The sequence below is a fragment of the Arenibacter amylolyticus genome (assembly GCF_002150785.1).
Classification (GTDB): Bacteria; Bacteroidota; Bacteroidia; order Flavobacteriales; family Flavobacteriaceae; genus Arenibacter; species Arenibacter amylolyticus.
In genome coordinates this window covers 17,959-36,823 of record NZ_MTAZ01000053.1, presented here as the reverse complement: position 1 = coordinate 36,823, position 18,865 = coordinate 17,959, and the positions used below count along the sequence as shown (strand labels likewise).

The following is an 18,865-nucleotide window of genomic DNA, read 5'->3' as shown; positions in this document are numbered from 1 at the left end:
CAGCGCTATATATAAATAATAAAGCCGCTCCAGAAAGGAGCGGCTTTTTACATTTTGTTAAATGTTAATTAGTCGAATTTATAACCATTATCCGCGGCTACCCTTTCGGCAATTTGGTTTCGTAGGGCAACTACATTGGGCTGATTGGTATACTTGGTAAATCGTCTGAGTCCCATAAGCATCATGCGTTGTTCATCGCCTTCGGCAAATGAAACAATTGCCTCTTTACCTTTTCTAATAATAGTATCTACCGCATTGTACAAATACAATCTAGACATGGCAATTTGAGTGGCCTGCGCCTCTTCCCCAAAACGTTTCGCATTTTTCTCCGTTCTCAAGATGGTAGATTCTGCCATATAGATTTCGATTAGGATATCTGCAGCCGATAACATTAATTGCTGATGGTTTTCCAAATCTGGACCGTATTTTTGAACAGCACTTCCTGCAACCATTAAAAACACCTTTTTGAGTCGCGCCACCAAGTCCTTTTCCTCGGCAAACAATTCCGAAAAATCGGGAGCCTCAAAAGATGGGATTCCCATAAGTTCTTCGCCTACCTGGGTTGCTGGCCCCAATAAGTCTACATGGCCTTTCATGGCTTTTTTAACCAGCATTCCTACCACCAACATTCTATTTATTTCATTGGTGCCCTCGTATATCCTAGCAATACGGGCATCCCTCCAGGCAGATTCCATAGGTGTATCGGCAGAAAAGCCCATTCCCCCAAAAATCTGGATCCCTTCGTCCGTGGTGTTTTGTACGTCTTCTGAAACCGCTACTTTTAGGATAGAACATTCAATAGCATATTCTTCCACGCCCTTTAATTCTGCTTCTTGGTGTGTGTTTCCAGCTGCCAGGCGCATAGCTATCCTATCTTCAATATTCTTAGCAGCCCTATAGCTAGCAGCTTCATCTGCGTAGCAATTGGTGGCCATATCGGCGAGTTTTGCTTTTATGGCACCAAAATTTACGATGGGAGTTTTAAACTGAATTCTTTCGTTGGCATATTTCGTAGCCTCACCAATTACACGTCTTTGTGCTTCCAAACAGGCCGCTGCCAATTTAATTCTTCCAATATTTAAAGCGTTCATAGCTATCTTAAAGCCATTGCCGCGCTCCGATAACATATTTTCTACCGGAACCTTGGTTTCGTTAAAAAATACCTGTCGGGTAGAGGAGGAGTGGATTCCTAATTTCTTTTCTTCCTCACCCATGCTAATGCCATTTCTGGGGTCGTTTTCTACTATAAAGCCGGTAATATTCTTATCGTCCTCAATTCGCGCAAAAACAATGAATAAATTACAGAATCCCGCATTGGAAATCCACATTTTTTGTCCGGAGATAAGGTAGTGTTTCCCATCGTCCGTAAGCACAGCTTTTGTTTTTCCGGAATTGGCATCGGAGCCAGCACCTGGTTCCGTAAGGCAGTAAGCGCCAAACCATTCCCCGGAAGCCAATTTGGGAACGTATTTTTGTTTTTGTTCCTCGGTACCATATAGGGTAATTGGCATGGTTCCTATCCCCGTATGGGCGCCAAATGCGGTGCTAAAAGATCCAGTTGCTCCAGAAATATAATCGCACACCAACATGGTGGATACAAAACCCATGCCCATGCCACCATAGGCTTCTGGTACGGCCACACTTAGGAGTCCAAGTTCCCCTGCCTTGCGCATTACTTCTTCCGTATAGGCGTAATCCCTTTTTTCAAAACGCTCCCAATGAGCCCAAAGTTCCCTATCCACAAATTCCTTTGTGCTCTCCCGCATCATCTTTTGCTCCTCGGAGAGATCCTCCAAGGTAAAAACATCTTCACATTTAGTTTCTTTTACAAGGAACTGACCTCCCCGTAAGATTTCTTTATTTGTAGTTTCCATAGGCCATTTTTCCCTACCTGCCTTTTAAATCACAGGTGTTCTGGGGTTTTTATAGTTTAACATTAATTATTGTTTGTTGATATTACTATTATTTAGAAAACCTTTCTAATTAAGGAACTCAAAAATACCAGCTGCTCCTTGTCCGGTTCCCACACACATGGTTACCATACCATATTTACCTTTCATATCCCGCTTTCTCATTTCATCGAACAATTGTACGGATAGCTTTGCTCCAGTACAACCTAGGGGGTGACCAAGGGCGATGGCGCCACCGTTTACATTCACGATGTCTGGATTAAGGTCTAATTCCCTTATTACGGCGATAGATTGGGAGGCAAAAGCCTCGTTGAGTTCAATTAGAGATACATCGTCTTGCTTTAATCCCGCTTGTTTTAATGCTTTTGGAATTGCTTTTACCGGACCAATGCCCATAATCCGCGGTTCTACCCCTGCGGCCGCATAATTTACCAATCTGGCAATCGGCTCTAAGTTTAATTCCTTGACCATCTCCTCACTCATTACCATTACAAAGGCTGCTCCATCACTCATTTGGGACGAGTTCCCGGCGGTAACGCTCCCTCCGGCGGCAAATACTGGGCGGAGCTTTGCTAAGGCCTCCAAATTGGTTCCTTTACGCGGACCTTCATCTTTGGTAACCGTGTAGTTTTTAGTGGCTTTCTTTCCATTCTCGTCTACGTACACCTGCTCTACATCTATGGGTACAATCTGACTCTGGAAGCGATCTTCTGCCTGTGCCCTTAGGGCTTTCATATGAGATTGGTAGGCAAACTCGTCCTGATCCTCCCTAGATACCTTAAACTGCTTGGCAACGGCTTCGGCCGTATTCCCCATTCCCCAGTAATAATCTTCGTGACCAGATTTTGCCAAGTCGTAGTTCAGCTCCGTTTTGTAGCCCGTCATAGGGACCGCACTCATGCTTTCGGCACCTCCTGCAATGATACAATCGGCCATCCCGGCCTGAATCTTGGCGGTGGCTACTCCTATGGTTTCAATCCCAGAGGCACAAAAACGATTGACGGTCACCCCGGGAACATCTACGATGTCTAACCCCATCAAAGATATGAGTCGGGCCATATTTAGACCCTGAGAGCCTTCTGGCATGGCGTTCCCTACAATTACGTCATCAATTCGTTTTTTGTCCAATTGTGGCAGTTCTTTCATCATATATTCGATGGTTTCCGCTGCCAATTCATCGGTTCGTTTAAAACGGAAGACCCCTCTTGGTGCCTTTCCTACCGCTGTTCTATATGCTTTTACTATATATGCTGTTTTCATTTAATAAGTATTAAGTACTTAGTACAAAGTAGTTAGTATTGAGTATTGAGAAGTTAGTATTGAGATATTATGATTTATAGTGTTTTTTGAATTTCGATACATTTATCAATAATTGGTTGCACTTTTTCTTTTGTCACTAAATTTAGCTCTCCTAGGAGTATTAATTGGGTTTGCAATTCATAGGTCGGTCCATTTGCAATTGCCAAAAAATGTTTAAACTCTTTATTAGAATTTCTTCCCGCACCCTCTGCTATATTTGAAGGAATTGAGATAAAACTCCGTTTTATTTGAGAATTAAGCCCATATTTTTCATCGGAGGGTAACTCTGAAACAAGTTGATAGATGGATTTAGATAAATCCATAGACTTTCGCCATATTTTTAAACTCTCAACTTTATGCATTACAATCTAACTACTCAATACTAACTACTCACTACTAAAAAGTTTAATTTCTCAAGGGCTTCCCAGTCTTTAGCATATGCTGAATTCTTTCCAGGGTTTTTCGTTCCGTACATAGGGAAAGAAAGGCCTCCCTTTCCAGATCCAATAAATACTGTTCTGATACCAAGGTAGGTTCGGAAAGATCTCCACCTGCCATAACATAGGCTAGCTTATCGGCTATTTTCTTATCGTGTTCACTAATATAATTGCTATCTTCCATGGCATCGGTTCCCACCAAGAACATTCCAAGTGCTTGCTTTCCCAGTACTTTTATATCCTTTCGCTTAATGGGTTGAGTGTATCCGGCCTCTGCCATTAGCTGGGCATGAGCCTTGGCAGTAGCTATTTGTCGGTCTTTATTAACCACTACGATATCCTTGCCATGCTGTAAAATTCCAAGATCGTAGGCTTCGTAGGCAGAAGTGGAAACTTTAGCCATACCAATGGTTAGGAAATATTCTTGTAGCACGTTGAGTTCCACATCGTTCTTTTTAAAAGTGTCTTGGGCACGGAGGGCAAACTCCTTGGATCCACCACCACCTGGGATAACTCCTACGCCAAATTCTACTAGTCCTATATAGGTCTCTGCGGCGGCTACTACCTTGTCTGCATGTAAGGTGAGCTCACAACCTCCTCCCAAGGTCATTCCATGAGGAGCAGATACCGTAGGAATAGCAGAGTATCGCATCCGCATCATGGTGTCCTGGAACATTTTAATGGCCATATTCAGCTCGTCATACTCCTGTTCTACAGCCATCATAAAAATCATTCCGATATTGGCACCAACCGAAAAATTAGGGGCTTGGTTCCCCACCACCAAACCTTGGAAATCTTTTTCTGCTATGTCAATGGCTTTATTTAATCCGGCCAATACATCGCCGCCAATGGTGTTCATTTTGGATTGGAACTCTACATTTAAGATTCCATCCCCTAGATCTTCCACAACTACTCCGCTGTTTTTGAAAACTTGGTTAGACTTGCGAATGTTGTCTAGGATAATAAAGGCATCTTGACCAGGTACCTTTTCCGATTTTTTAGATTGGATGTTATAATAATAGGTAGCGCCCTCCTTCACCGTATAAAACGATTTAGAATTGGACTCCATCATATCTGTAACCCATGGGGCTGCAGATAATCCTTCGCTTTTAATCATTTCCAAGCCTTCTTGGACCCCAATGGCATCCCAGATTTGAAACGGCCCATGCTCCCAGCCAAATCCGGCCTTCATGGCATCATCTATTTTATAAAGGTCATCGGCTATTTCAGGAATCCTATTGGAAACATAGGCGAAAAGAGCAGCGAAACTTTTTCTATAAAATTCCCCGGCCTTATCTTTTCCACCTACCAATACTTTATAGCGGTCTACTACCTTGTCTATGGTCTTGGTAAGTTCTAAAGTAGCAAAATTGGCCCTTTTCTTGGACCTGTATTCCATGGTATTGAGGTCTAAGGTCTTTATTTCACTAGAACCGTCCTCATTTTTTATTTTCTTGTAGAATCCTTGCCCTGTTTTACTACCCAACCAGTTGTTCTCCATCATAGTATTGATGAAGTCGGGAAGCTGAAACAGCTGGTGCCGTTCATCCTTAGGGCAATTCTCATGGATACCATTGGCTACGTGTACCAAGGTATCCAAGCCTACAACATCTACCGTACGGAAGGTGGCAGACTTAGGTCTACCTATTACAGGGCCTGTTAATTTATCTACCTCTTCTACGGTAAGATCCATTTCCTTTACCATATGGAATAGGCTTTGGATGCCAAAGATGCCGATCCGGTTACCAATAAAGGCGGGGGTGTCCTTAGCTATAACAGAAGTCTTTCCTAAAAACCGTTCCCCATACCCATTTAAAAACTCCAAGACTTCCGGAGAGGTTTTGGGTCCTGGGATAATTTCGAACAATTTTAAGTATCTGGCTGGATTAAAAAAGTGGGTTCCACAGAAGTGTTTTTGGAAATCCTCACTTCTTCCCTCACTCATAAATTTTATGGGAATACCAGAGGTATTACTGGTAATTAAGGTTCCTGGTTTCCTGTGTTTTTCCAGATTCTCGAACACTTTTTTCTTAATATCCAATCGTTCTACCACCACCTCAATAATCCAATCAACATTACCCACTTTAGCAATATCATCTTCTAGGTTTCCTGTAACGATACGCTGGGCAAATTTTTGATGGTAAATAGGGGAGGGCTTGGAACTAAGTGCGGTTTTCAGGGAATTGTTCACCAATCTATTGCGAACTACCTTATCCTCTAAGGTGAGTCCGCTAGCTTTCTCTTTCTCATTGAGTTCCCTAGGAACAATATCCAATAGCAATACTTCTACACCTATATTGGCAAAATGGCATGCAATTCCACTTCCCATAATACCGGAGCCAATTACTGCTACCTTTTTAATATGTCTTTTCATCAATTTTAATATTAATTAGTTATGGTCTTTTTAGGATAAATTTTCTTTTCGGAGACTAAACGGTTAATCAGCTCGGTAACCTCAAAAAAGGCATCTAGCTTTTCTTCGGAAACATGGGAGCGTACCGTTTCATTAAACCGGAGTACCACAGCTTTGGAATCGTCCCTTTTTTCCCTTCCAAAATCTGTTAGGTGAATCAGTACCCCTCTGCCATCATTGGGATTAGGTTTACGTACAATCAATCCCTTTTGCTCCATACTTTTTAGAATTCTGGACAAACTGGTGGCTTCCATACCCATTTTTGGCCCTAAGGCGGTGGAAGGAGTTCCTGTTTTGGGATCTATACTCAATAAGGTAAAACCCACGGCCATGGTGCTTTCAAACTTTTTAGCCTCTTCATTATACATTTTAGTTACTGCTTGCCAAGTGGCCCGTAACGCATAATCTATTGTTATATCTTTCATTTATTTTTTGCCAGTGTCCCAAATATAGGAAAATTTATTATGCATGCATAATAAATGTTGTAAAAAAATAAAGGCATAAAAAAAGCTCCTTATAGATATAAGGAGCTGAGTATTACTGGATAGTAGGAATTCTTTTAATGTCCGTAGATATCGTTGTAAAGAACCTTGTATTTTTCCTTGATTATTTTTCTTTTCAATTTTAGGGTAGGGGTAAGGTGGCCTTCTTCTATACTCCATACATCGGGAGTTAATCTAAACTGCTTGACTTTTTCCCATTTAGCGAATTTTTCATTGGCCAGGTCTATTTCCTCTTGGTAGCGTGCCAAAACTTTTTCATTGGTTATCAAGTCTTCATTGTCACCTAATTCAATTTGATGAATTTTGGCCCAATCCCTAACAAATGCGAAGTCGGGTTGAATTAGGGCGGCGGGCATTTTCTCGCCTTCTCCCACTACCATGATCTGTTCTATAAATCGGGATTGTTTAAAGCGGTTTTCCAATATTTGAGGGGCTACATATTTCCCACCAGAGGTTTTAAACATCTCTTTCTTTCGGTCTGTGATCTTTAAAAATCCTTCAGAATCTATTTCGCCAATATCTCCAGTATGGAAGTACCCGTTTTCTAACACCTGATCGGTTTTCTCCTTATCCTTATAATAGCCTAGCATTACTTGCGGACCTTTTACACAAATTTCCCCATCTTCGGCTATTTTTACCTCAGTGCGATCCAATAATTTACCAACGGTGCCTATTTTAAATCCGCCGTTGCGCATATCGTTAACGGCAATCACCGGGGAGGTCTCTGTAAGTCCATACCCTTCCATGACTCCCATCTCGGCTGCATTGAATATTCTCGCCAAGCGGGGTTGTAAGGCTGCACTTCCGGAAGCTACCAGCATTAGGTTGCCTCCAAGGCCTTCTTTCCACTTGCTAAAAATCAATTTTCTCGCCAGCTTTAATTGCCACTCGTACCACCATCCGTTTTGTCCGTATGGTTTATATTTTAATCCGACATCGACGGCCCAGAAAAACAGCATTTTTTTAATCCCGGTTAATGCGGTTCCTTTGGCAATGATAGAGTTGTATACCTTTTCCAAAACCCTAGGAACAGCAGTCATAACATGTGGAGCCACTTCCTTGATATTATCGGCAATTTTATCCATGGACTCTGCGTAATGAATGGAGACTCCCATATATTGGTAGAGATAGATTACCATGCGCTCATAGATATGGCATAGGGGTAAAAAACTAAGTCCCGTTGTATTTCCAGGGGTAATGGGAAATCTTTTGGAGCTTTCTATCGCATTACTTACCACATTATCATGGGTTAGCATCACACCTTTAGGCTTTCCTGTGGTTCCTGAGGTGTAGATTAAGGTTGCCAGATCATGTGGCTGTACCGAGTTTTTATGTTCCTCTACCGCTGGCTGATTGGAAGTATCTTCCCCCAATGTTAAAAGTTCGTCCCAGTTTTTACATTCATCCAATTTATCAAAGGAATACACCTCTTTTAAATGGGGCGTATTACCTCTAACAGATGCCAACTTATCGTATACCTCCTTACAAGAAACAAAGCAGTGGCTGGCCTCGGAATGATTAAGAACATATTCGTAATCGTTTTCGGAAACGGTAGGGTAGATTGGGACAGTTTGTGCGCCCAATTGCAGAATAGCGATATCCATGATATTCCATTCCGTTCTGTTGTTCATGGATATCAAGGCAATCTTATCATTTGCTTTAATTCCCAATCGGAGCAAAGCTCTACTCATTTGATTTGCCTTGTCCACATACTCTTGGGAAGAAGTGGCAATCCATGTTCCCTGGTATTTGGTTACTAAAGATTTTTTTAGGTTATATTTCTCCAATTGATAATAGGGGAAATCAAAAAGACGGGTAATTTCTTGCATATTTTATAAACTAATGGTTTGGCAAATTAAGGGAATGGACCCATATAATAAAATCACATTCGTAAAAATGGTTATTTATAACTGCTGAATTTACATTATTATTATCAAACCAACCAATATCTGAATCGATAAAAATGGTTATGCTTACCTTAATAATGGCTGATTTTTGACATGGTAATGGGTTTCTTTGACTAATTATATGGGGTTACCTTAAACAAGTTATGAAGTACATTATTCCCTAAATTACAATTATGTATGATAAATCTTTAGGAGTACACGCCCACATCTATAGATTGGTAATTATAAAGAGTAATTAAGGTAACAAGGGCCTATTATAAACGAATGAAAAATTAATGGATTTTATTTAGAGGACCTATAAAATATAGCGGATTCCACTTTCATTATAGTGGGATTTTTGATTATTTTGAAAACGCATACTTAAATGACATATTTTAACCTTTAAATTACGTATATGAAAAAATTATTTGCCGCCTTGATGGTAGTTTTTACGCTGTATTCTTGCGCGGAGAAATCAAAAATTCCGGTCTATGCATGGACTGGAGGGCCTGGTGAGGCCACCGATCAGGAGTTGCTGAATACCTTTAAGGATTATAAGCAAAAGGGAATTGACGGATTAATGTACAATGGGGGGCAAGATCCAGAAACCTACAAAAGGGTGGGGAAATTGGTAAAGGAAGCCGGATTGGAATTCCATACCTGGGTGCCCACTATGGTACAGGGTGAAAACCCAAAACTAGCCCCGGAACTATATGCAATCAATAGGAATGGTGAATCTGCCTTTGAGAAACCTGCTTATGTTCCCTATTATAAATTTCTCTGCCCTAATAAGGAGGGAACGCATCAATTTTTGGCCGAATTATATGGGAGTATTGCGGATGTAGCGGAAGTAGACGGAATTCATTTAGATTATATCCGCTTTCCTGATGTTATTCTTGCCGAAGGGCTTTGGGACAAGTACGGCTTGGTGATGAATGAAGAGTATCCCGTGGCTGATTATTGCTATTGTGACGACTGTGTTGCAGATTTTAAAGAAGAATCCAGAATAGATATTAAGGAGGTGGAAGATCCTTCCCAAGTTGCCGAATGGAAGCAGTTTAGGTATAATTTGATTACCAATGTGGTAAACAATATCGCCGAAGTAGTTCATGGAAAAGGGAAAAAATTAAATGCTGCTGTTTTTCCAGGTCCCAGTATTTCCAAAAAGCTGGTTAGACAAGAATGGGATAAATGGAATTTGGACGCTGTATATCCTATGAACTATAACGACTTTTACCTAAAAGGTCCAGAATGGGTAGGGGAGGTTACCAAAGAGGAAGTGGCTGCTGTAAACAATCAAAAACCTATTTATAGCGGATTGTTTATATGTCCTACTCCAGAAACTAAAACAGAGGAAAATGATCCTGAAAATCACGGATTACTACCTTCCGAGATAGGCACTGCCATAAGAGCGTCTATGGAAAATGGAGCTACAGGGATTTGCCTATTTACTCCAGAACGTATGACTGCCGAACATTGGGAGGCCCTGGAGAAGGCGATCTATACAAGCTATTCAAAATAAGAATAGGATATAAGCCAACCAAACTGAACTATAGGATTGGGAGGCAAGAACATTAAGTTGATACCAAAAAAGCCCATTGAATCTGGAAAAGAGGACTGCGGGTTTTTTTATTTTTATAGATAAAGGGGTAATGTTTGCAAAAAAACTAAGAACCTTATTTTTGCTCTTTGCTTTCTTCCCTTTCTATAATTAGTTTTTTCACTTCCCTATGGATAATGTCCTGTGCTTCGGCATAGGAAATGTCATATTTCCTTGTAATTTTTCGGAATGCTGTTGGATAGTTGATTAGCAATTCGTCGTAATAACTATCTAGCTCGCTTTTGGAGGGAAGGGTAAACTTTAGCCTTAATTGAAATCGCCGTAAGATGGCCTTATCTATTACCTCCAAATGGTTGGTTGCTGCTATAAGTAGGGTGTCATTGGAAAGATAATCGATTAACTGAATAACCGTATTTACCAAGCGCTTCATTTCTCCAGAATCCTTTTCATCATAGTCTCTTAGTTTTCCCAAAAAATCGAATTCATCTATAAAAAGTACTGCTTTTTCCCTTCGGGCCCGTTGGAAAATATTGGTAACATTCTTAGCTGTTTCTCCTAAGCGGGAAGATACTATTCCCCCTAAATTAAGGATAATGATATCCTTATTTAATTGCTTGGCTATTGCCTTTGCGGTGGCCGTTTTTCCGCATCCTGTATGGCCGTGCAATAATATCTTATTATCGATGGGCAAATCGTACTCCTTTAAAGCTTCAAAATGCTTAAACTCGTTTAATAACTGATTTAAACTTTTCTTGTTCTCTTGGCTAAAATGGATATCATCCAAGGAAAGCTTTATTTCCGTGGATTTGATCAATAAGTCATAAATTCCCATAGAGTCTTTTTGAATATGATTTGATGGATTATACGCCCCAAAGATATTTAAAACCAAGCGTTTTATGGGATATCAGTAACAGGTAGTAAAAAAAAGGGCATTAATGTATTAGAGGGAAAACTATGTGCGACTAACCTTTTATTATTCTGAGGAAGTATTTTTTTTAGTTGCGACTAAGGAATAGACCATTGGAATCTTATTTTCCAGGTGTTTTATTCTGAATTTCCCAGGTGCTATTTCTACGGTATGATTGAAACAATTATAAGGTGAGTAATCAAATTCCTCAAATGCTTTAATTTCTAGTCCCGCCATAAGTAGGTTATGGATCACTTCGCTTAAGCTGTGGTTCCACATTACATACTCCTGTTCAATTCCTGCATTTTTATCGGCATAAGTTCCTTGTTCTGTTTCTACAATTGCTCCTGAGTTGAAGTAATTATAGCCAATTTTTTCAAAATTGTCATCAAACATCCATACTACAGGATGAAATTCTACGAATACAAACTTTCCACCCGGTTTTAGAAATCGAGAAATAATTTCCGACCATTCACTTAAATCGGGTAACCATCCAATGGTTCCATAGCTTGTAAAAACAATATCAAATCGTTTTTTTAAATGTTTTGGTAAATCATATATATCGCAACAAATAAAAGTTGTTTTGGAGTTTGTATCAGCGGCAATTTTCTTGGCAGCCTCAATTGCTTTGTCAGACAGATCTATACCTGTAGCATGTGCTCCTAAACGGCTAAGAGAGATGGTATCTTGACCAAAGTGACACTGCAAATGAAGTATACTTTTACCCTTCACATTGCCCAACAAGTCTAGTTCTATTGATTTTAAGGACGATTTTCCATTTAGAAAACCATTAAGGTCATAGAATGCCGAACTTAAATGTGTTTCTACCCGGTTATTCCAAGAGGCTCTATTTATGGCTTTATAGTTGGTGGTTTTCTTCAATTTATAAGCTGTTTAGAATTCAAATTCCTGAAATATGGATAATTAAGAACTAGGCGTATATATGATCAATCAACGTTCATAAAACCTAGAAATGAAAAATCAGGAACTTTTAAAAGTAATGATTTTTCGGTCATAAACTATTTAAGAAATATGGTAAATATTCGGTAAAACTAATTTTACTGAACAACATCAACTAGGCTCTAAAAATAAATTACCCCGAAGGAAATGTCCAACGGGGTAATTTGTATTAAAATTGATAAATGAGAATTACTTAGCGTTCTTCTCCAACCATTTTCTAGCGTTTACAAATGCTTCTAACCAAGGAGAAACTTCATCTTTTCTATCCTTGGGGTAGTAAGGCCAGTTCCATTGGAATATAGACCGTTCTATATGGGGCATGGTAACTAAATGTCTCCCAGTCTTATCACACATCATGGCAGTATTGTAATCACTGCCATTGGGATTTGCCGGATATCCTTCATAGCCGTATTGGGCTACAATCTGATAGTTTTCCTGCGATAGGGGTAGGCTAAATTTCCCTTCCCCATGAGATATCCAAACTCCTAGTTTGGCACCTTCTAAGGTAGAAAGCATCACAGAGTTATTTTTCTGGATGGTCACGGAACTAAATCCGCTCTCGTGCTTCTTAGAATCGTTATAGGTCATTTTACCATGGGTTTCATGATCTGGGTTGATCAACTCCAATTCCATGAATAATTGACAGCCATTACAGATCCCAACAGATAAGGTGTCTGGCCTATCAAAGAATGCCTTCAATGCTTTGTTGGCTTTTTCGTTGTACTTAAACGCTCCGGCCCAACCTTTGGCACTTCCCAATACATCGGAGTTAGAGAATCCGCCTACAGCGCCAATAAATTGAATATCCTCCAAGGTTTCTCTACCTGATATTAAGTCGGTCATATGAACGTCCTTAACATCAAATCCGGCCAAATACATAGCGTTGGCCATTTCTCGTTCAGAATTACTTCCTTTTTCCCTCAAAATAGCTGCTTTTGGTCTATTTCCAGCGGCAGGTATTTGTGGTGCTTTTCCATCAAAATGAGATGGGAAGCTATATTTTAAAGGCTGCTTCTTATAGTTGTCATAACGATCTTTCGCCAAATTATTGGCTGTTTGTCGTTGATCTAACAAGTAGGAGGTTTTAAACCAAGTATCCCTTAATGATTCGATATTCAGCCCTAATTCCACCTCATTATTCTTAATGGTTAGCGTGGCTTCTTCGGTAACAGAACCAATATTATAAAAGGTGATTCCGGCTTCCTTAAGTACCGCTTCTACGGAGGCGTCCTTTGCCTGGAAAACGATTCCTGAATTTTCGGCAAATAACACCTTAATGGTATCGGCTTCCGAGATAGGGCTTAGATCTAAATTAGCACCTAGTTGTTGATCTGCAAAACAGAGTTCTAAGAGCGTAGTAATTAAACCGCCTGAGGCCACGTCATGCCCAGCAAGGATTTTCCCATCCCCAATTAAGGTTTGTATAGTGTTAAAGGTGTTTTTAAAGTTCTGGGCGTTCAGTACGGAAGGTGCTTCGTTGCCAATAGTATTGAAAACTTGAGCAAAAGAAGATCCGCCTAATTTGTGACTATCTTCCGATAAGTTGATATAATAAATATCTCCTCCATTTTTTTGTAAAACGGGCTCCACTACCTTATTAATATCGTTACAGTTGGCAGCAGCGGAGATGATTACTGTTCCGGGTGCAATTACCTCATCGTTCTTATAACGCTGTTTCATAGAAAGCGAATCTTTCCCGGTAGGTACATTAATGCCCAATGCGATAGAAAAATCGGAAACCGCAGATACCGCTTCATACAATCTGGCATCTTCCCCTTCATTGTTACACGGCCACATCCAGTTTGCGGATAATGAAACAGAAGAGAGTCCGTCTTTTAACGGCGCCCAAACAATATTGGTTAAGGCTTCTGCTATACTGTTTTTGCTTCCAGCGGTAGGGTCTATTAATCCGGAAATGGGGGAGTGCCCAATAGAGGTTGCAATTCCTTCCTTTCCTTTAAAATCTAAGGCCATTACTCCGCAATTGTTCAAGGGTAGTTGAAGAGGTCCTACACATTGTTGCTTGGCAACTCTTCCTCCCACACAACGGTCTACCTTGTTGGTAAGCCAATCCTTGGAGGCAACTGCTTCTAACTGAAGTACGTTTTCCAAGTACTCGTGGAAATGCTCCAAAGAATAAGAAGGAGCAGCGTACTCCCTATTAATGGTAGTATCTGTCATAATGGTCTTTGGAGAGCTTCCAAACATGTCGGAAAGGTCCAAGTCCATTGGTTTTTCACCTGTAGTGCTAGATTCGAAGGTAAAACGTTTATCGCCAGTGACCTCTCCTACTTTATACATGGGGGATCTTTCCCTATCTGCAATACGTTGCAGCATGTCTATGTCTTGCTTCCCGATTACCAATCCCATTCTCTCTTGGGATTCGTTCCCAATGGTTTCCTTAGCCGATAAGGTAGGATCTCCAACAGGGAGTTTATCCAAATCTATCTGTCCGCCTGTGTCTTCCACTAATTCGGAAAGACAGTTTAAATGCCCTCCAGCACCGTGATCGTGAATGGAAACAATAGGGTTGTTTTTTGCCTCTACCATACCCCTAATAGCATTGGCGGCCCTTTTTTGCATTTCAGGGTTAGAACGCTGAATGGCGTTTAGTTCAATCGTTGAACCAAATTCTCCGGTATTGGCACTGGAAACTGCAGCACCACCCATCCCAATTCGGTAGTTGTCACCACCAAGGATAACTATCTTATCCCCAGATTTTGGTTCGTCCTTCAACGCTTGCTCTGCTTTTCCATATCCTATTCCACCAGCCTGCATTATTACTTTGTCGAAACCTAATTTACGAGCGTCCTCTTCATGTTCAAATGTGAGTACCGAACCGGCAATTAAAGGCTGACCAAATTTATTTCCGAAATCTGAAGCTCCGTTAGAGGCTTTTATCAGGATGTCCATAGGGGTTTGGTACAACCATTCCCTTTCTTCCATAGCCTTCTCCCAAGGTCTGTTTTCTTCCAACCTGGAGTAAGCGGTCATGTACACTGCCGTACCTGCCAAGGGAAGTGATCCTTTACCACCAGCAAGACGGTCGCGTATTTCACCCCCTGCACCAGTAGCTGCCCCGTTAAAGGGTTCTACCGTTGTAGGGAAGTTATGGGTTTCCGCTTTTAGCGAAATCACAGAATCGAATTCGCTTTCTTCATAGAAGTCGGGCTTGTCTGCAGATTTCGGGGCAAATTGTACCGCTTTAGGCCCTTTAATAAAGGCCACATTATCTTTATAGGCCGATACAATATCCCCTGGATTCTCCTTGGAGGTCTTTTTAATTAGCTGGAATAGGGAGGACGGCTTTTCTTCACCATCTATAATAAAGGTGCCGTTAAATATCTTATGTCTACAGTGTTCGGAGTTAACCTGACTAAATCCAAAAACTTCGGAATCGGTTAGTTTACGTCCAATCTTCTGAGACATTTGCTCTAGGTATTCCACTTCCTCCTCGTTTAAGGCCAAGCCTTCCTGCTCATTGTAGGCAGCAATGTCCTCTATCTCCAAGATAGGGGCAGGCTGAACGTCTACCTTAAAAATATCCTGATCTAAGGAACTGTATTTTTGAGACAGCATGGGGTCGTAGTCTTTAAACTCCTTGGTAGAAGCTACAAACTCCTCAATTCTTATTATCCCGGATATCCCCATGTTTTGGGTGATTTCCGTGGCATTGGTACTCCATGGAGTAATCATGGCTGCCCTAGGACCAACAAAAAAGGCGTCTAAGGACGCCGCTATTATTTTGGGCTGATTACCAAACAACCAGCTAAGTTTTAAAATATCTTCCTGTAACAGATCTTGCTTGGTTTGTACCGCAAATACTTTGGTGTCGAGGTCTCCGAAGAAATGAATCATCTAGTTTATAAATTGTATGATTAAGAAAGGCACAAATTTACGGTTTTAAACTGTAATTTTTAAGGGGATTGATCAACAGTTTTTTAGGGTAGTTGGTAATAAATGGAAAAGTGGGGTGAAAAGGGGGATTTTGATGACGTTCTTTATACCAAATCGGCTTGGAATTCTTCTCTCAGTTTCTACAATTTATTGGTTTCCTCATTTTGGAGGGATGCCTAGGATTTAGGACTCAGGAAGAACCTTTCAGTATACAATCAAAAGGGAGGCAACTTTAGGTATTATTTAGGTTCAATATGGATTAATACGTTATCTAGATTCGGTATTTTACTCATCAGGGTGTCTTTTAGTAGGTGGGATATAGCGTGACCTTCCGTTACGCTTATTTTCCCATCAACCAAGGCATGAAGATCTACATGGTATCTAGTGCCTGTCTTTCTTACAAAGCATTTTTCGGTTCCCAGAACCCCTTTTACACCTGCCGAAACTACTCTTATCTCCTCAATCAGGTCGTCGTACCTATGTTCGTCCATCACCTCACCTAATGCAGGACGGAATATCAAATAGCTATTGTAAATAATGAAGCCGGCCGCAAATAAGGCTGCCCAATCATCGGCAGTTTCAAAGCCATCCCCTAATAAGAGGGCAATGGAGATACCTATAAACGCCATTATCGAGGTGATGGCATCACTTCTATGGTGCCAAGCATCCGCTTTTAGGGAGGAGCTGTTGGTAGCAATACTTTTTTTGAGCACAAGTCTAAAGGATACTTCCTTCCATACAATGATACCCGCTAGGACTGCCAAGGTCCACGGCTTAGGGGGTAAGTGAGGGGTTTGTATATTCTGTATACTGGTGTAGGCGATTAAACCTGCTGATAATAGTAAAAAACCAACTACCATAAAGGTAATAAGGGGTTCTATTTTACCATGGCCATAAGGGTGGTTTTCGTCTGCTGGTCTTTTGGCATACTTTAAGCCAAAAAGCACCAAGAGGGAAGAGAATATATCGGTGGTAGACTCTATAGCATCCGCTATTAACGCATAAGAGTTTCCAAAAAAGCCTGCCAAGGCCTTTATAATTGCCAATAATAAACTCCCGGCAATACTAAAATAAATGGTCTTTATGGCTTTATTTTCGTTCTTCAATCCTGAATAGTGAGTTTTAATCCCCAAAGATAGCGGACTTAATTGATATAGTACCTTAGATTTTTATGCTTGCAAGGGAATGATAGGAGAAGGGATGGGATTTGGATCGATTATATTTTATCTTAGTAAGGATATTAACCAAACCAATCTATACTATGGCAGCGCAATACATCGATTTTCTGACCCTAAAATATTTATTGGACAAGGTACACGGACTTCCCTCCTTGTTACAATTGGAGCGGTATCAGGATCACAATATGGAATCCATGGAGTTGTTTTTGGATGCGGTAAAGGAATTTTCCGATCGTGAACTGTTTCCGTTTTTTAGAGAGATGGACCAATTTCCTGCCGAGTTTAGGGAGGGGGAAGTGATGGTGCATAAGCAGGTGGGGGTGATAATGAAGAAGGGGGGAGAAATGGGTTTAATCTGTGGTCCTTTCGATTATGAGATAGGCGGATTGCAGCTACCATTTATAGTACATACAGCAGCTATGTACGTGATGGATGCGGCTAATAATCACCTCCCCGGACACCTCACCCTAACCTTGGGAGCTGCGGAGCTAATCACCCATTTTGGTAATAGCGATCTAAAGGAAACCTATATCTCAAAAATGCTGTCGGGCGAGTGGGGAGGTACTATGTGCCTCACAGAACCCGATGCTGGCAGCTCCTTGTCGGATATTACTACCAAGGCCATACCCCAGCAGAAGGGGTATCATCTGATAAAGGGGCAAAAAATATTTATTTCAGGGGGCGATTACCCCTATGTGGAAAATATTGTTCACCTGGTATTGGCCCGTATAGAGGGAGCACCCGCAGGTACCAAGGGAATTTCTTTATTTGTAGTGCCAAAATTACGGCTAGAGGGCGGCGAGCTTGTAAAAAACGATGTAAGCACTTTGGCCGATTTTGAGAAAATGGGGCAACGTGGTTTTGCTACCACGCATTTGGGGTTTGGGGACCATAATAACTGTAGGGGATGGTTGGTAGGAGAAGCACACCAGGGATTAAAATATATGTTCCAAATGATGAACGACGCTCGGATTGGGGTAGGTAGGGGAGCTGGAGCAATAGCGATGGCGGCTTACCAGGCCTCACTCGCCTACGCAAGAGAACGTACACAAGGCAGAAAACTCCGTAGTTCTGGCAAAAAAGACCCTATGGAGAAACCGTGTTTAATAATAGAACACCCAGATGTAAGGCGCATGTTGTTACTGCAAAAGACAATTGCCGAAGGTTCCTTAGGTCTCATATTGTTGGCCGCAAAGTATCACGATCTAGCGCTTGCCAAAAAAGATTCCGAGACTAAAAAGAAGTACGAATACCTTTTGGAAATTATAACGCCCATTGTAAAAACATATCCCTCCGAGGCAGGAGCAAGGGCAGTAAGTAACGGACTTCAGGTGCTGGGGGGCTATGGTTTCTGCTCAGATTATATACTGCAACAATATTACAGGGATATTCGGATTTATAGTATTTACGAGGGAACAACGGGAATACAGTCTCAGGACCTCTTGGGGCGCAAGGTACTTATGGATAATGGGAAAGCTTTGGAGTTTTTGCTAAATGAAATACATACTACCATTACCGAGGCAATTGCCATGGATTCGTTAATTCCCTATGCTAAAATATTAGGTGATAAAATTAAGTTGATACAAGAGGTAACCGCCTATTTAATGCCTATTGCCAAACAAGGAGATTATGAACGTTTTCTAGCGGATGCCACGGTGTTTATGGAATTTATGGGGAATTTAGTGCTTGGTTGGGTATGGCTAGATATCGCGTTAAAAGCCGAATCCGACCTGCGAGCTAAGGACAAAACCTATTCTACCCCATTCTATCAAAGTAAAATTCACGCTATGAAGTTTTACTTTAAGTACAAGTTGATAAAAACCAATGCACTAGCTGATATCATAATGCATAAAGATGGGTTAACCCTAAAAGCTGGGGGAGATTATTTTTAAAGTACATAGTTTGTTGAGGAAG

The 18,865-nt window shown here is 41.0% G+C and carries 12 protein-coding genes; 2 read left to right on the top strand and 10 right to left on the bottom strand.

Features of this window, described 5'->3' with window-relative positions:
* Window positions 1–68: 68 nt before the first annotated feature.
* From BV214_RS15150 to BV214_RS15125, 6 genes are all read right to left on the bottom strand, one after another.
* The gene (locus tag BV214_RS15150; protein ID WP_086478353.1) at window positions 69–1,874 is read right to left on the bottom strand and encodes an acyl-CoA dehydrogenase family protein; all 1,806 of its coding nucleotides are present in this window, start codon (window positions 1,872–1,874) and stop codon (window positions 69–71) included.
* A gap of 105 nt (window positions 1,875–1,979) precedes the next feature.
* Window positions 1,980–3,170, bottom strand: a complete 1,191-nt coding sequence (locus BV214_RS15145; protein WP_086478352.1) for an acetyl-CoA C-acyltransferase — start codon at window positions 3,168–3,170, stop codon at window positions 1,980–1,982.
* Window positions 3,171–3,244: 74 nt separating this feature from the next.
* Entirely contained in the window at window positions 3,245–3,571 is a 327-nt protein-coding gene (locus tag BV214_RS15140; RefSeq protein ID WP_086478351.1) for a four helix bundle protein, read from the bottom strand.
* A 43-nt stretch (window positions 3,572–3,614) separates the two neighbouring features.
* A complete protein-coding gene (locus tag BV214_RS15135) occupies window positions 3,615–6,020 on the bottom strand; it encodes a 3-hydroxyacyl-CoA dehydrogenase/enoyl-CoA hydratase family protein (protein WP_086478350.1) in 2,406 nt (801 codons plus the stop codon).
* 11 nt (window positions 6,021–6,031) lie between these two features.
* The gene (locus BV214_RS15130; protein ID WP_086478349.1) at window positions 6,032–6,484 is read right to left on the bottom strand and encodes a MarR family winged helix-turn-helix transcriptional regulator; all 453 of its coding nucleotides are present in this window, start codon (window positions 6,482–6,484) and stop codon (window positions 6,032–6,034) included.
* Window positions 6,485–6,618: 134 nt separating this feature from the next.
* Window positions 6,619–8,391 (bottom strand): AMP-dependent synthetase/ligase, encoded by a 1,773-nt coding sequence (locus BV214_RS15125; RefSeq protein WP_086478348.1) that lies wholly within the window; start codon window positions 8,389–8,391, stop codon window positions 6,619–6,621.
* Between the two features lie 472 nt (window positions 8,392–8,863).
* On the opposite strand from BV214_RS15125, the gene BV214_RS15120 reads away from it, so the two are divergent.
* Window positions 8,864–9,970: a glycoside hydrolase family 10 protein gene (locus BV214_RS15120; RefSeq protein ID WP_086478347.1), complete on the top strand. Its 1,107-nt coding sequence runs from the start codon at window positions 8,864–8,866 to the stop codon at window positions 9,968–9,970.
* Between the two features lie 154 nt (window positions 9,971–10,124).
* Here BV214_RS15120 and BV214_RS15115 read toward each other — a convergent pair whose 3' ends face one another.
* From BV214_RS15115 to BV214_RS15100, 4 genes are all read right to left on the bottom strand, one after another.
* Window positions 10,125–10,841 (bottom strand): AAA family ATPase, encoded by a 717-nt coding sequence (locus BV214_RS15115; protein ID WP_086478367.1) that lies wholly within the window; start codon window positions 10,839–10,841, stop codon window positions 10,125–10,127.
* Between the two features lie 141 nt (window positions 10,842–10,982).
* On the bottom strand, window positions 10,983–11,798 hold the full coding sequence (locus tag BV214_RS15110) for a class I SAM-dependent methyltransferase (RefSeq protein ID WP_086478346.1): 816 nt from the start codon (window positions 11,796–11,798) through the stop codon (window positions 10,983–10,985).
* Between the two features lie 267 nt (window positions 11,799–12,065).
* The gene (gene purL / locus BV214_RS15105) at window positions 12,066–15,734 is read right to left on the bottom strand and encodes a phosphoribosylformylglycinamidine synthase (RefSeq protein WP_086478345.1); all 3,669 of its coding nucleotides are present in this window, start codon (window positions 15,732–15,734) and stop codon (window positions 12,066–12,068) included.
* Between the two features lie 278 nt (window positions 15,735–16,012).
* On the bottom strand, window positions 16,013–16,879 hold the full coding sequence (locus BV214_RS15100) for a cation diffusion facilitator family transporter (protein WP_086478366.1): 867 nt from the start codon (window positions 16,877–16,879) through the stop codon (window positions 16,013–16,015).
* A gap of 155 nt (window positions 16,880–17,034) precedes the next feature.
* Between BV214_RS15100 and BV214_RS15095 the strand changes: the two genes are divergently transcribed.
* Entirely contained in the window at window positions 17,035–18,843 is a 1,809-nt protein-coding gene (locus BV214_RS15095; protein ID WP_086478344.1) for an acyl-CoA dehydrogenase, read from the top strand.
* Window positions 18,844–18,865: the final 22 nt, after the last annotated feature.